Raw genomic sequence first — 15,130 nt, forward strand, 5'->3', positions numbered from 1 at the left:
TTTTTAAAATTGCTTTGCAATTATATAGAACAAATTACAACTGCCCCTTTAAGACAATATTACCGATCTACTATAGGTCTTAGCATTTAAAAACAGTGAATTTTTCTTTTTTCGTTGTGTGTTTTACCTCTAACCTCCTTTCTTTGCGTTAGGGATAGTAGTGAAAAGCCCACAGTCCCGATGCAACGAAGTGGAATCGCGGCGAGGACTTGTAGCGAATAGCCCGACCGATTATAAAAAAAGAGGCCACTCCGTATATATAGGTATAGCCTCTTTTTTTATAATACGGAACGCCCAAATACTATATCAATCGTAACGAATTGCTTTAACTGGTGAAATTTTGGTTATTATATAAGACGGAATTAGCAACACTAAAAAACAAACGCTAATGGTAAGCCCGTTTAATAATGCAATGTATCCCCAATTAAGATATACCGGAGCTTGATCAACGTAGTAATTTTCAGGATTTAGCTTGATTATTCCGAAATATTTCTGAAGTAGTAAAATCGCTATCCCAATTAGATTACCCCAGAACAATCCCCGAAGAATTAGATAAGACGCATTGTACAGAAATATTTTACGGATAGTCCAATTATTAGCCCCTAGTGCTTTTAAGATTCCTATCATTTGAGTTCGCTCCAAAATAAGAACCAATAACGCGACCACCATGTTGATTGTAGCCACTAATATCATAACTATTAATATAACAATAATATTAAAATCGAATAACTGAAGCCACTCAAATATATAACTGTATTTTTCGATGATAGTTTTAGTATCAAGCGTTGATCCAGTTTGCTGATATACTTCTTCTCCTACCGATTTTATATTATCAAAATCATCTACAAAAACTTCGAATGCTCCTACCTGATCTGCTTTCCATTTATTTATACGTTGTATATGTCGTATATCCCCTAATACATAGGTCGCGTCAAATTCCTGGAAGCCAGAATTAAAAATTCCGACGATTTTAAATCTCCTGATATTAGGTAATTTATTCTGACCTTCTTTCATGAAAAAAGTGGTAAACGCATCACCTACTTTAAGTTTTAACCTATTAGCAAGAAATTGAGATATTACTACATCCTCATTTACCTTATTAGAAAAATCTGGTAATTTTCCAGCAACGAGATACTCCTTTATATTGTCCCACTTGTAATCCCCCCCCACTCCTTTAAAGACAATTCCTTCAAAAGCATTCTCTGTTCTAATAATCCCTGCTTTACTAGCGATAGCCTGAATATGATCTATTCCTTTTACAGTTGTGAACTTGGGATAAAAGTCCTGTTTTTTTGAGATAGGGACTAAGGTGACTTCGGATTGATTGTTATCATAATTAGAAATAATGATATGCCCATTGAAGGCAGAAATTTTCTCTCTGATTTTTTGCTGCAGTCCAATTCCTGTCGCCACTGATACAATCATCATTACCATTCCGATGGCAATAGCAGAAATTGCAATTTTTATAATAGGCGCAGATATACTACTTTTATAATCTTTAGCAGTTATAAGTCTTTTGGCAATAAAGTATTCTAAATTCAATTTAATTAAGTATCTGATTTGGATTCAAAAATACAGTTAAAACACGAATAACACTAATTGACACTAATTTTATTATAATCCACCATATGATTTCTATTTTCAAAAATATTCCTTTAGCCTCTGTTCTAGCATTAATTTTGATTTCTTGCTCCAGCTCAATTAACAGAACAAAGGTATTGCAGCAAGAGAAATCGAAAGACAGCGTATTAGTTACTTCTACCTTCACTAAAGCAACACCATTAACAGATAAAATTACCAAAATACATTTGATTAAAACTGGCGCTGATAATCATGAAGAATACCTACCTCTTCTAAAAGACAAAAAAATAGGTGTCGTTACCAACCAATCAGGCATTGTTTTACTTAACGAACCCGCTACAAGTCTTACAAGTAAAAAAAAGCAAATTCATTTAGTTGATTTCTTATTAGAACAAAAAATAAATATCCAAAAAATATTTGCGCCAGAGCATGGCTTTCGAGGTACTGCTGACGCCGGAGAACATATTACCGACGAAATGGATTCTAAAACTAGATTGCCTATTATATCACTTTACGGCAATAATAAAAAACCAAAGTCAGAACAATTAGCAGGAATAGACATTATGATTTTTGACTTACAAGATGTGGGAGCTCGATTTTACACTTACATCTCTTCACTGCATTATATCATGGAAGCTTGTGCAGAAAATAATATTTCATTAATTATTCTGGACAGACCTAATCCTAACGGAAGTATTGTTGATGGACCAATTCTAGAAAAGGAATTTACTAGTTTTGTAGGAATGCATCCTATTCCAGTATTGCACGGAATGACCATAGGCGAATATGCACAGATGATTAATGGTGAAAAATGGCTTAAAAATGGAATAACTTGCAAACTAACAGTAATCCCATGCTCTTATTATAATAGAAACAAAAAATACAGCCTTCCCGTAAAACCTTCTCCAAACTTACCAAACGACCAAGCAATAAATCTATATCCCAGCTTATGCTTTTTTGAAGGAACAAATGTTAGCGTTGGACGAGGAACTGAAAAACAGTTTCAAATTTACGGCTCTCCCAATTTAGCAAAGAGCAATTTTAGTTTTATCCCTACGCCAAATGTGGGAGCACAAAATCCAGTTTACAATGGAGTAACATGCTTCGGCGAAGATTTATCAACTCAGACTGAAGTACACCAACTGGAATTGAAATGGCTAATTAAAGCTTACACTAGCACAACAGACAAATCGACCTTTTTCAATCCTTTCTTTACAAAATTGGCTGGAACACAAAAACTGCAACAACAAATAATGGCTCAAATATCAGAAACCGATATAAGAAAGAGCTGGAAAAGCGGTTTAGACCAATTTAAGAATATGAGAGAGAAATATTTGATCTACTAAGAAAAAGAAAATACATGCTGCCCAACAGCTAATAGCTATAGCGGCAATTTTTTCTTCATTTCCTCTACAATATTGAAGGCAGCAGGACAAATTGCAACATTCTTCAACGTAAGATCTGTTATTTGCTGAAACTTCTTTCTATCAGTATGTGGAAATTCTCTGCAAGCCTTTGGTCGCACATCATAAATCATACAAGCATTTTCATGATCTAGAAAAATACAAGGCACACTTTGTAATACATAATCCTGATCTTCGTCAATGCGAAGGTATTGCTCTATAAACTGCTGTGGTTTCTGCTTAAGGTATTTTGACACTCGCTCAATATCGGCAGATGTAAATAAAGGCCCCGTAGTTTTACAACAATTCGCACATTTTAAACAATCCGTTTTTTTGAATTCAGCATCATGCAGGTCTTGCATAACATAATCTAAATTTTTAGGCGTCTTCTTTTTAAGCTTATCGAAATACTTTTTGTTTTCTATATGCTTATCTTTGGCAAGTTTTCCAAGTTCGTTTAAAGTAGGTTTCAAGTTTAGAGTTTAAAATTCTTTGCAAAATTACACTTTTTGAATGATGAACTCTGAATAATGAATGTTGAATTTTGAAATACAAACAATGAAAGACCTTTTTGGCAAAGCCATCCTCGATTATCAGACGAATAATTCTCCTGAAAATTTAATTACAGAAACAACTATATCTGAAGAAGACGAAATGAGTGTCGCTTATTTATTCCGCTCCTATAACGAAATGCCAAAAATGGAACAAAAAGCACTTCAACTTGCCAAAGGCAGAGTTCTGGACGTAGGTTGTGGCGCAGGAAGCCATAGTTTGACTTTGCAAAACGAAAGAAATTTAGAAGTAACAGCAATCGACATTTCTGCAAATGCTATTGAAGCATGTTTATTACGAGGAATAAAAGACGCAAGAGTACAAGACGTAATGACCCTTGAAAACGAAAAATACGATACCATTTTATTATTGATGAATGGCGCTGGCATGTGTGGAAAACTAAAAAACATACCAAAATTCCTTTTAAAACTTAAGTCCCTATTGCATCCCGGAGGCCAAATTTTAATGGATAGTTCTGATATTATTTACATGTTTGATGACGATGAAGATGGAGGAAAGTGGATTCCATCTGATAATCCCTATTATGGCGAAGTTGTTTTCAACATTGCTTACAAAGGCGAAAAAGAAAAACCTTTTTACTGGATGTATATTGATTACAATACCCTTCAAAATGCGGCTTACGCCAATGACTTAAAATCAGAATTGATTTTAGAAGGTGAGCATTATGATTATTTGGCAAAACTTTCGACTTAAAATCATCTCCAAAGCCTTAAAAGAGTAAAACCAAGATAAATGGAAAACAAACCAGTCATAAAACAATATGATGAAAATCTGTGGTCTGATTTACACGATAGTCTAACTATGCCTATCGAACCCACTTTATCATTACTTGAGGCCTTACATTTTAGACTGACTTATATTATGAATAGCCTATCCGAAAAAGATTTAGAAAAAAAATTCATACACCCCGAAAACAGAAATGAATTTGCACTTAAAGAAATAATTGCGACGTATCCATGGCGTGGAAATCATCATTTACCACATGTTACCGAATTAAAAAAAAGAGACAACTGGTAAAAACCATTGTTTTATTCTATAAAACGCAAAAAGCCAAACAAAAATTGTTGTTTGGCTTTTTACGTTTTCACTATACTGACTACGGTATATTCAAATATTTATGCGTTTGAAGTGAAACCCTCCACTTTGGATTATTCATCACATAGTCCACGATTAGCGGCGTCATTTCTTCTTTCTTACTCCATTCAGGCTGAAGAAATAAAATAGCGTCGTCGTTTACCAACTCGGCTTGCTCTTCTGCAAAAATAAAATCATGTTTATTAAAAATGATTACTTTCAATTCATGCGCTTTATCATAAACCGTTTTAGTAGGTAATTTATTTTTCTTTGGTGAAAGACAAACCCAATCCCATGTTCCGGTAAGATCATAGGCCCCTGAAGTTTCAATATGAACCTTTCTTCCATTATCCTTTAATGCTTGTGTCAATAAATTCATATCCCACATCAATGGTTCTCCACCCGTTACCACAACTGTCTCTGCATATTTCTTTGCATTATCCACAATTTGATCAATACTCGAAGGCGGATGCAATTCAGCATTCCAACTTTCCTTAACATCACACCAATGGCAACCTACATCACAACCTCCAATTCTCACGAAATAAGCAGCTGTTCCCGTATGAAAACCTTCTCCTTGAATCGTATAAAACTCTTCCATCAATGGAAGCATTGCTCCTTTATTAACTTCTAACTGTATTTCTTTTGATAACATTTTTGTAATTTAAAATGCAAAGATAACTAAATAAAAAGGACTTGATTGAGGAGTCTGATACATTTGGTATAAAACAAAAAACCCGATAGCGTTACACTATCGGGTTTTTTAAAAATTTATGACTTACTACTTGTTAAGAATACCTAACGATTGAGTAGCATAAGCATTTGTAGGGTCGATTGCCAAAGTTTTTTGGAAATATTCCTTAGCTTTTACTTTATCAAAGTTAGCGTAACCTGCAGCCATTGTGTTATAACACTCAATAAGCTTCGCTTTTACAGCTGGTTTAGCTAATTCCTCAGGTCCTTTCTTAGTAACAAGATCTATATACTGTTGGTAGTACATAATCATAGCCTCATCATTTTCTAACAAACTATTTGTTCTAGCACGAGAAAGATATACGTCTTGAGTATCAGGAGATGCTGTAATAACATTTCCATAAGCAATATCTGCTTTTTTCAAAGCAACAGTATCTTTTACAATTCCAGGTTTAGCATTATCAAAATAAATAGCATTTCCTAAGTAATAGTTGTCATATAGAAAACCATTTGATTCTTTATTACTAGTTGCAATTTCTAAAACAGCAGCAGCTTCTTTATACAATTTTTGCTCATATAAGTTTTTACCTACTTCACCTAAATCATTAGTAACTGATTTTTCCATTTCAACAGCTTTTCTTATCGAAACTAATCCTTTTTCAAAAAGAACTGGTTCTATAGAAGTACCATCAGCACTCGTTGCTTTTTTAATGTTTGACAAACCTAAATAGAAATAATCTAAATTGATCACTTTATTATCTGGGTTGGCAATATAATCTTCCAATGATTTAATTGCCAAATCAACATTACCATTTTGGTATGCAGAATATCCTAAATATCTATAAATACGAGGATTCACCTTATCTAACTCTTTCATTTTATTTGCTTCAATCTCTAAAGCTTTATAATCTTTAGCTAAGATTAAGAAATCAGCATGACGCATACGAGAAGTAAGAGAATAGTCAGTCAAAGTCATATACTTCTCGTAATATCCTAAGGCTTTTTTCAAATACTCATCTTGTCTACCTGGAACATTCAGTCCCCATAAATAGTACGTTTCAGCTAATTCACGGTAAAGTGGTCCGTAACCAGGATTAGTAGCTAACACTTCATTATAAGCAGCTACAGCTTCAGTGTAAGCTTTAGCTCCTTTAAGTAAAACACCTAATTGTACTTTAGCTCTAATTAAACTATTATCAGCTTGAAAAGCATTACGGTAGTTAGAATACGCTTGATTTTGATTTTTATCACCATAATAAGCATCACCAAAAGCTAATAATACTTGTGGTTCTTCACCATTTTTTTCTTTAGCTAAATTTAAAGTAGAGATAGCATTTTTATAATCAGGCTTTGTAGAGTTCATATACGCTTTTGCTACATAAACATATTCTTCAAAATCCTTTCTTCTCATTTCTTTAATCGCCAGATCAAATTTAGCTTTCGCTTCCGCAGCTTTTCCATTATTAAGGTCTAATTGACCAAGTCCAATATAATTAAAATGAGCATCATCTTTAGCAGTCAAACCACTTTGATAAGTCATTTTTGCAGAATCCGCAATACTTTGATATAAGTAAATATTACCTAAAAGAAAAAATGCTTTTCCTTCAGACGGATCTGATTTGATAATTGATTTCAAAGTTACCTTAGCATCTTGGTATTTTTCGGCGTCAATTTCTTTTTTGGCTTGATCGATATCCTGAGCGTAACTCACTGTCATTCCGGCCAAAAAGGCAACTCCTAGAATTTTAAATTTGTTCATTTTAACTTTATTTGATTTATTCATGTTCATTTTCTTTATTTGATTTGGTTTTAAATATAACTTTTCTTCCAGGCATACGAATCGGCAACAGCCCTGCTTTCAAAATTATTCTTTGTCCGATGTCTCCAGCAACAAATGAAGCAAACCCCATTCCTAAACCAGAGTATCCCTGACAATTAATTATATACAAATCACGTGCCAAAGGGTACTTCCCTTCCGCTAAATTATTTTGTGTAGGAGCATAAAAACCATCATTAGCCTCTCCCTTAACGCTTAATACGTTTATGTTTTTCACTAGGTCCTTCATTTCACTCGATGGCTGATAAAGCCAATTAAGACCTACAACACCAATCATTCCGTCATTTTCAGACACAAATTTCACAACATCATTATTCGATTTTAAAGAGTAAACCCCTTCTTTAGGCATTTCCGTTATTCCTGCCAATGCATTCATATAGCGCACAGTACTAGAGTTTGGACTATCAAAAACCAAACCTTTTATACTTTTTTGCTCTTTGCCTTGCATAAAAAGAATAACATCTGTCAAAGCTACTAACGTATCATTATTGTTTTTATTGGCTATAAAAGCAATTGCGTCAGTTCCTATTTTAGTTGTTTTAGGTTTAATTTTAATTTGATCAAAATATTTAGTTTCCTCAGCATTCAATTTTCTCGACAAAATAACGATACGAGAAGTATCTTTAAGAAATGCGCGCATTACTTCATTTTCAGATCTCGATTTCAATTCTATCTCGGCTTTATATTGCCCTTGAAAAACTGCAATTTCATCTTCAATTAAAGGCTTTAACGTCTCATCAACAAGGATTGTTGCTTTACCTTTAAGTATAGTCTCCTTGTCACCATCTGATTTTTTGCACCCATAAAAAAGCACAAAAAACAAAATAATTATAAAAAATGGCAGCCTAACTAACTTTTTCATACACTAATCATTATTATCTGTTATAATACGTCTACCCCTTATAAAAGAATAAACAATAAGAAGAATTCCAAATGCTACTCTGTACGTCATATTCATATCAATAGGAAAATCCTTCATAAAGATAATAAATAATCCCAAGACAAAATAAAGTATGAAAAACAAAATTGCTAAAACGAGAAGAAATCGCTCTTTAAGCGATTTCTCCTGAATATTTTTAAATATTTTCTCCAACATTAATCCGCTGTTTGAATAGTAATCGGTAGAGAGTATAGTACTCTAACCGGTTTTCCATTTTGTATTCCTGGATTCCATCTTGGACATTTTGATAGCACTCTTATTGCTTCTTTTCCTGTACCATAACCAATATCTCTTAAAACCTTAATATCTGTTAAAGAACCATCTTTTTCTACCACAAAAGTTACATAAACTTTACCTTTAAGACCTTCCTCTTCAGGAGCACGGTAGTTTTTCCCTACATAACCGTAAAACTTATCCATACCACCTGGAAATTCAGGTTTTACTTCGATACCTGCCGTATTGTAAATTTGATTATCATCAGCTTCTACCACTTTTGCAGGACCATTACCAACTGGAGCAACAGTTAAAACCGCATCAGGATCTCCTTTTATAGTTTCCGCACCAATCTTTTTTTCTTTAATCTCGACAATTTTCGGCGGCTCTTCAGTCACTTCTTCTGCCTTAGCTACCACCGGTTTCACAAACTTAACCACATCCACTTTAGGTGGTGGTGGTGGTGGTGGTGGAACGTTTAATTTTGGCTCTTCTTTCTTAGGCGGCAATTTTATAGCAGTGATTTTTATATCCCTGTCAATCTCTTGCTCCTCACCTTTAGGAATTAAGTTTATGATAAGAGGTGCTGCAACAGCAAAACTAAAAAATAGAGCACCAAGAATAAGCGCTTTAATAGTAGTTTTTCTGTTTGACTTTCTTAATTCATAAGCTCCGTAAGTTTTATTACGTCCTTCGAATACGATATCAAGCCATTGGTTTTTTAATATATCTAATTTCATTTTTCTTAATTATTAGGTTATTGGGGAATAAGATTACTCTTGTTTTCCTTCTAACAATTTTTGTTCTTCAGCAGAAAATTCAGGAACGATAGCGTAATTACCAAAATCTCCAACCCCAACAATTGCCATTTCATCAAGTATATCAATTAAATTTTTATAATTTGATTTCTTACTTGGTTTGATAATCACAATTAATCCGTTTTTAGGCTTACCCTTAGCTGCAGAATATGCTAAAACTGATTTTTGTCTAGACAACAATTCTTTACGAATACCATCTTTCCCAAAAGCCAAATCTTTAGGCCCTCCTATTGGAGTAGCTAATAAACCCACATAGTAAACTAACTTATTATCAGCACCTAACAAAATTGTCATCGTACGATTTTCGTCAACTTTCATATCCACATTATCTTTGGTGGGATCTTTATCTGGCAACCCCAAGCTCATCGATTGAGGTTTAGACAACGTCGTGGTAAGCATAAAGAATGTGATTAATAAGAAAGCCAAATCCACCATAGCAGTTAAATCTACTTTTGCATTTGATTTTTTACTTCTTACTTTACCACCTTTTCCGCCTCCACCGTCGCCGGTATTTAATTCAGCCATTTTAGTGTCTTTTTTTTATTAAAAATCTTTTCCTCTTAAACCAGTAACTAAACTAAAGCTATTGATTTTTTGCTCTTGTAAAATATCCATCACTTTTTTAATGGCAGGATATTCTTCTTTTGCATCACCTTTAATAGCGACCTGCAATTCTTTATCGTTTACCTCTATGTTCGCAATACGAGCATTATAGATCCACTCTTTCAATTGATTATCCAATGAATCTGTAGGAATACCAGGTTGCCCTGCTTTACTTCTATCAGATGCTTTCATTTCAATAATTTGTTGAAGATTAAGAATTGGCACACCAAAATCATCCATTCTTGAAAATGTGTTTTTATCCTCATCAGTAAAAGTAACATTGTACTTCTCTCCCATCAACTCTAAAGTTCTCATTCGAACTTCTTTCCCTTTCAAATCAAAGAACACTTTTCCCTTACCTACAGTTAATGTAGCCAAATCAGTTTCAGGCAATTTAGTCTGGACTGTTGAGGAAGGAGTATCCACGGGCAATGCCTCAGGTATCTTAGCTGTCGAAGTCATTACAAAGAAGGTAAGCAAAAGGAATGCGACATCACACATCGCGGTCATATCAGTAGACCCCGGATTTTTTTTAATTTTTATTTTAGCCATTCTTTTTGTTTTTTATTTGATATAAATATCAATATAATTATTGCTTCAAACTTCCTCTGAATTTTCTGTAAGTATTTACAATAGATACAGCCGCTTCATCAATTGAATATGTTAAATCATCAATTTTAGAAGTAAAAAAGTTGTAAGAGATAATTGCTACAGCAGAAGTACCAATACCTGTTGCAGTATTAATAAGTGCCTCAGAAATACCATTTGCTAAAGCTGCTTGATCAGGAGTACCAGCTGCCGCCAATGCACCAAACGCTTTAATCATCCCTGATACAGTTCCTAACAATCCAATAAGAGTACCTAAAGAAACTAATGACGAGATAATTGTCATGTTCTTTTGTAACATTGGCATTTCAAGTGAAGTAGCTTCTTCTATTTCTTTGTGAATAGTCTCTGATGCTTCTTCGCTATTAAATCCTTCTTTTTTCACTGCTTGGTATTTTACTAATGCAGATTTAATTGCATTTGCAACAGAACCTTGTTGTTTATCACATGCTGCAATAGCTTCGTCAATTTCACCTTGTTTGATACTTGCTTGTATCTTTGTCATAAAAGTGTCCAATTTAGTTTTACCTGCTGCTTTAGATATAACAACATATCTTTCGATAGAAAAAACAAGAACCATTAATAACATCCCTAATAATACTGGCACAACTGCACCACCATGATAAACTTGACCTAAAAGATTCAAAGGATGTCCTGTTTCAATATTTCCACCTTCAAAATTCGAAGGGTTACCCATGATGAATTTCCAGATCAACACACCAACACCAATACACGCAACAATAATAAGTCCTGAAACCATTCCTCCACCGTTTGAAGTGCTTTCTTTTTTAACGTTTGCCATTTTCTTTAATTTTAATAGTTTTAAATAATTTATTTTAGTTATAATAAACTTGTAGTCCCGCAAATTTATATGTTTAGTTCAAATAAAAAAACTTTTTTTAATTTAATTCGAATTTAATTTATCCAAAAAAAAGCTAAGGTTTTTTAATATATGAATTTTAATCAATATCATTAAACAAATTTAATCTTTTTTGACATATAAATTATATTTTTATGAAATATTACAACAATATATCAATAAAGAGAATTTAATCAGTTAAAATAAGTTTTTCCGCTATTAGCAATAAAAGAGGAATAAAACTGCAGTAAATGCCAAAATTATCTGATTTCAAATAATAACAATATCTTGCAAGTAAATTCAACACGATAAATGCTATGAATAGGAAAGAAAAATTTATAAAGGATATTACTGAGGGCTACACTTCCAAAGGAGAAAGTATCATTCTGGGAGGAGCCATACTTGACGGCGAAGCCTTAGCAGATGCCCATGTAAAAATTCCATTAAAAACACTTAATAGACATGGATTAATTGCGGGCGCTACGGGAACTGGAAAAACCAAAACTATTCAAGTTTTATCAGAGCAACTATCATCATTTGGAATTCCAGTAGTAATGATGGACATCAAAGGGGATTTTAGCGGTATCGCCAAGGAAGGTGAAGAAAAATTATTTATTACTGAACGACACGCCAAAATAAACCTACCTTATAACACAGCTAAATTTCCAGTAGAACTATTAACGCTATCCGAGCAAAACGGAGTACGACTACGTGCGACTGTTTCAGAGTTTGGACCGGTATTATTTTCCAGGATTCTAGGATTAAATGACACGCAGTCTGGGGTGATGTCAGTAATATTCAAATATTGTGATGACAACAAGATGCCTTTATTAGATCTTAAAGACATCAAAAAGGTAATAAATTACATCACAGAGGAAGGAAAAGATGAAATCACAAAAAACTACGGAAAGATTTCTACTTCAACTACGGGAATCATTCTTAGAAAAATAATCGAACTGGAACAACAGGGAGCAGAATTGTTTTTTGGCGAAATGTCTTTTGACATAGACGATTTAATGCGAATTGATGAAAACGGAAAAGGTTACATCAATATCATTAGATTAACGGATATTCAGGACAAACCAAAATTATTTTCTACTTTCATGCTGAGTCTCCTTGCTGAAATTTACCAGCAAATGCCAGAGAAAGGTGATTCAGAACAACCAGAGTTAGTGATCTTTATTGACGAAGCACATTTGATTTTTAACGAAGCTAGCAAAGCATTATTAGATCAAATAGAAATGATTGTAAAACTAATTCGCTCAAAAGGAGTTGGACTTTACTTCGTAACCCAAAATCCTATGGATGTCCCGAGCGGCGTATTAGCACAATTAGGTCTAAAAATACAACACGCATTACGAGCTTTTACTGCTAAGGATAGGAAATCCATAAAACTAACGGCTGACAACTACCCTACTTCTGAGTATTACAACACAAGCGAAGTATTGACTAGTTTAGGAATTGGCGAAGCCTTAGTTACCGCTTTAAACGAAAAAGGAATTCCAACTCCGCTTGTCGCTACAATGATGCGAGCTCCAATGAGCCGAATGGATATTTTAACCGAAAATGAAATTCAAGACATTAATAACAAATCTAGATTAGTCAAGAAATATAGTGAGCTTATTGATCGTGAGAGCGCTTATGAAATGCTAAATAAGAAAATCACCGTTATTGAAGACGAAGCTGCGACAGAAGCTCAAAAAAAAGCGGATGAAAAAGCAGAACAAAAGACAGCAAAAACCAGAGCGACTAAGTCAAGTTATACAAACAGTACTGTAAGCAAGTCGGTTATTAAAGTACTTACCAGCGCTACCTTTATTAGAGGAGTGTTTGGTGTACTGACAAAAATATTCAAAAAATAAAATCATTTAAAAACATCTCTTAAATAAACTAGGAGAAATTACTTAAATTTGAACGTCATGAAAAAATACTTGATACAAAATAGTCCTTTTGTAGTTCCTACAACTGACGGAAAATTGATTGAAGAGCACCACGGTTTAGCTGCAAACAACAATCCGGAAATATCAATCGCTCATATGGTAGCACCTCCCAAATGGAGTGAACCTTTTCAAACGCCGGAGTTTGAAGAATATACTTATGTCATTAAAGGTAAAAAACAGTTTATTATCGACAATGAAATCATCGTTCTAAAAGAGGGACAATCGATAAAAATAGAAAAAAATACCCGCGTTCAATACTCAAATCCGTTTGACGAGCCATGTGAATATATCGCTATATGTAAGCCTGCTTTTGACTTTACTAAAGTGCATCGTGAAGAATAAGTAGAGTAAATTCCTTTTTTTGTTGTTAATAATATTAACTTCAAACTCTTAAATAATTTTAATTAATTGAATACAGCGTTATGATAACATTTATTGCGTCCATCATTTTATTAGTGTTGGGATATATATTTTACGGTAAATTTGTTGAGAACATATTTAAACCCGATCCTAACAGAGCTACTCCTGCATACACCCACGCAGACGGAGTAGATTTTGTTCCCATGAATAGTAATAGAAACTCGTTAATTCAGGTTTTAAATATTGCAGGAGTAGGCCCGATTTTCGGACCAATATTAGGAGCCTTATACGGTCCCGTAGCTTTCCTTTGGATAGTCATTGGTGCCATTTTTGCCGGTGCCGTCCACGATTATTTAACTGGGATGATTTCCATGAGGTATGGCGGTGCACACTTACCTGCTTTGGCTTCCCTATTTTTAGGTAAATATTTTAGCCACGTGGTTAATTTCTTCACCGTATTGCTACTACTTTTAGTGGGAACTGTTTTTATCTCTGCACCAGCAAGTATGATAGATGACCTTATAGGTAAAGATTTAAATATGTTTACCTTAATTGTAATTGCTATATTCATCTATTACATCGTAGCCACAATTTTACCAATTGATAAAATCATTGGAAAAATATATCCTGTTCTTGGGCTTCTATTATTATTGAGTGCCGTAGGTGTATCAATAGGGATGTTTCTTTATGGAAATCCAATTCCGGAATTAACTCTTACAAATCTACATCCTAAAGATATTCCCTATTATCCAGTAATATTTTTAACGATATCCTGTGGTGCTTTATCTGGATTTCACGCTACGCAATCGCCAATAATCGCCCGAACCATTAGAAATGAGAAAGACGGACGAAAAATATTTTACGGAATGATGATTGTTGAAGGAGTTATTGCTATGGTTTGGGCTGCAGCTGCAATGAGCCTTATGAGTGGTGAGGGCCTTAGCGCCTTACTCGCAAGTGAAGGACTTCCTGGAGTAGTTCATAAAATTGCAACGGTCTTTTTAGGAACAATTGGCGGAACAATTGCTATTTTAGGTGTTATCGTTTTACCAATAACTTCTGGAGACACTTCTTTTAGAGCAGCCAGAATGATTATTGCAGATTACCTGAAAATTGATCAGAAGTCTCTTAAAAATAGATTTATGATTGCAATACCTCTTTTTGTAATTGCATTTATCCTTACAAAAATAGATTTCCAACTTCTATGGAGATATTTTTCCTGGGCAAATCAAAGTATCGCAGCAATTGCGTTATGGATTGGAACGGTTTATTTGTACCAAAGAAAAACCCTTTATATTATTGCCTTAGTGCCTGCATTTTTCATAACATCTGTTCTTGGGTCTTTCCTTTTTTATGATCCTACCATAGGTTTCGGATTAGACATAGTAACCTCAGATATTGTTGGAATTGTGATTGCTACTTTAATAACGATTTTATTCTTTGCTGTAATAAAGAATAATAAGGAATTGCCTAAATCTGAATAGATAATAAAGGATCAGGAACAAAACCTGGGGAGAAGTTTTGCAAAAATGAATATTTTTGCAAAATTAACATTGAGATATGACTTCTATAGACCTTTTAAAATTTATGCTTCCTGATTTTTTAATAGAGAACTTCGAAATAGTTTCTG

Annotated in this window: 15 protein-coding genes; 6 read left to right on the forward strand and 9 right to left on the reverse strand. The window is 33.8% G+C overall.

Going from position 1 to position 15,130, the window contains the following annotated elements; translation table 11 throughout:
- Positions 1-306: 306 nt before the first annotated feature.
- Positions 307-1,542, reverse strand: coding sequence for an ABC transporter permease (locus tag QO182_RS19015; protein ID WP_371543314.1), 1,236 nt, complete (start codon positions 1,540-1,542; stop codon positions 307-309).
- 86 nt (positions 1,543-1,628) lie between these two features.
- Here QO182_RS19015 and QO182_RS19020 point away from each other — a divergent pair, with 86 nt between their 5' ends.
- Entirely contained in the window at positions 1,629-2,927 is a 1,299-nt protein-coding gene (locus QO182_RS19020) for an exo-beta-N-acetylmuramidase NamZ domain-containing protein (RefSeq protein ID WP_371543311.1), read from the forward strand.
- A gap of 35 nt (positions 2,928-2,962) precedes the next feature.
- Here QO182_RS19020 and QO182_RS19025 read toward each other — a convergent pair whose 3' ends face one another.
- The gene (locus QO182_RS19025) at positions 2,963-3,457 is read right to left on the reverse strand and encodes a YkgJ family cysteine cluster protein (protein ID WP_371543308.1); all 495 of its coding nucleotides are present in this window, start codon (positions 3,455-3,457) and stop codon (positions 2,963-2,965) included.
- An 85-nt stretch (positions 3,458-3,542) separates the two neighbouring features.
- Between QO182_RS19025 and QO182_RS19030 the strand changes: the two genes are divergently transcribed.
- Together QO182_RS19030 and QO182_RS19035 are read left to right on the forward strand one after the other, a co-directional pair.
- Entirely contained in the window at positions 3,543-4,250 is a 708-nt protein-coding gene (locus QO182_RS19030) for a class I SAM-dependent methyltransferase (protein WP_371563580.1), read from the forward strand.
- Positions 4,251-4,289: 39 nt separating this feature from the next.
- A complete protein-coding gene (locus tag QO182_RS19035) occupies positions 4,290-4,574 on the forward strand; it encodes a hypothetical protein (protein ID WP_371563583.1) in 285 nt (94 codons plus the stop codon).
- Positions 4,575-4,653: 79 nt separating this feature from the next.
- Here QO182_RS19035 and QO182_RS19040 read toward each other — a convergent pair whose 3' ends face one another.
- The 7 genes from QO182_RS19040 to QO182_RS19070 form a co-directional block, all read right to left on the reverse strand.
- Positions 4,654-5,286, reverse strand: coding sequence for a 7-carboxy-7-deazaguanine synthase QueE (locus QO182_RS19040; protein ID WP_371563586.1), 633 nt, complete (start codon positions 5,284-5,286; stop codon positions 4,654-4,656).
- 126 nt (positions 5,287-5,412) lie between these two features.
- Entirely contained in the window at positions 5,413-7,083 is a 1,671-nt protein-coding gene (locus QO182_RS19045) for a hypothetical protein (protein ID WP_371563588.1), read from the reverse strand.
- A 16-nt stretch (positions 7,084-7,099) separates the two neighbouring features.
- On the reverse strand, positions 7,100-8,023 hold the full coding sequence (locus QO182_RS19050) for a PstS family phosphate ABC transporter substrate-binding protein (RefSeq protein ID WP_371563591.1): 924 nt from the start codon (positions 8,021-8,023) through the stop codon (positions 7,100-7,102).
- Between the two features lie 233 nt (positions 8,024-8,256).
- Complete coding sequence (locus QO182_RS19055; protein WP_371543292.1) at positions 8,257-9,054, reverse strand: energy transducer TonB; 798 nt, start codon at positions 9,052-9,054, stop codon at positions 8,257-8,259.
- A 33-nt stretch (positions 9,055-9,087) separates the two neighbouring features.
- Positions 9,088-9,657, reverse strand: coding sequence for an ExbD/TolR family protein (locus QO182_RS19060; protein ID WP_371543289.1), 570 nt, complete (start codon positions 9,655-9,657; stop codon positions 9,088-9,090).
- An 18-nt stretch (positions 9,658-9,675) separates the two neighbouring features.
- A complete protein-coding gene (locus QO182_RS19065) occupies positions 9,676-10,287 on the reverse strand; it encodes an ExbD/TolR family protein (protein WP_371543287.1) in 612 nt (203 codons plus the stop codon).
- Between the two features lie 37 nt (positions 10,288-10,324).
- Positions 10,325-11,143, reverse strand: coding sequence for a MotA/TolQ/ExbB proton channel family protein (locus QO182_RS19070; RefSeq protein ID WP_371543284.1), 819 nt, complete (start codon positions 11,141-11,143; stop codon positions 10,325-10,327).
- A 374-nt stretch (positions 11,144-11,517) separates the two neighbouring features.
- Between QO182_RS19070 and QO182_RS19075 the strand changes: the two genes are divergently transcribed.
- From QO182_RS19075 to QO182_RS19085, 3 genes are all read left to right on the forward strand, one after another.
- Entirely contained in the window at positions 11,518-13,062 is a 1,545-nt protein-coding gene (locus QO182_RS19075; protein ID WP_371563593.1) for a helicase HerA-like domain-containing protein, read from the forward strand.
- Positions 13,063-13,119: 57 nt separating this feature from the next.
- Complete coding sequence (locus tag QO182_RS19080; RefSeq protein WP_371543278.1) at positions 13,120-13,482, forward strand: cupin domain-containing protein; 363 nt, start codon at positions 13,120-13,122, stop codon at positions 13,480-13,482.
- Positions 13,483-13,562: 80 nt separating this feature from the next.
- On the forward strand, positions 13,563-14,984 hold the full coding sequence (locus tag QO182_RS19085; RefSeq protein WP_371563596.1) for a carbon starvation protein A: 1,422 nt from the start codon (positions 13,563-13,565) through the stop codon (positions 14,982-14,984).
- The last annotated feature ends 146 nt before the right edge of the window (positions 14,985-15,130 follow it).

Origin of the sequence: Flavobacterium sp. Arc2, assembly GCF_041431385.1 — a bacterium.
Lineage (GTDB): Bacteria > Bacteroidota > Bacteroidia > Flavobacteriales > Flavobacteriaceae > Flavobacterium.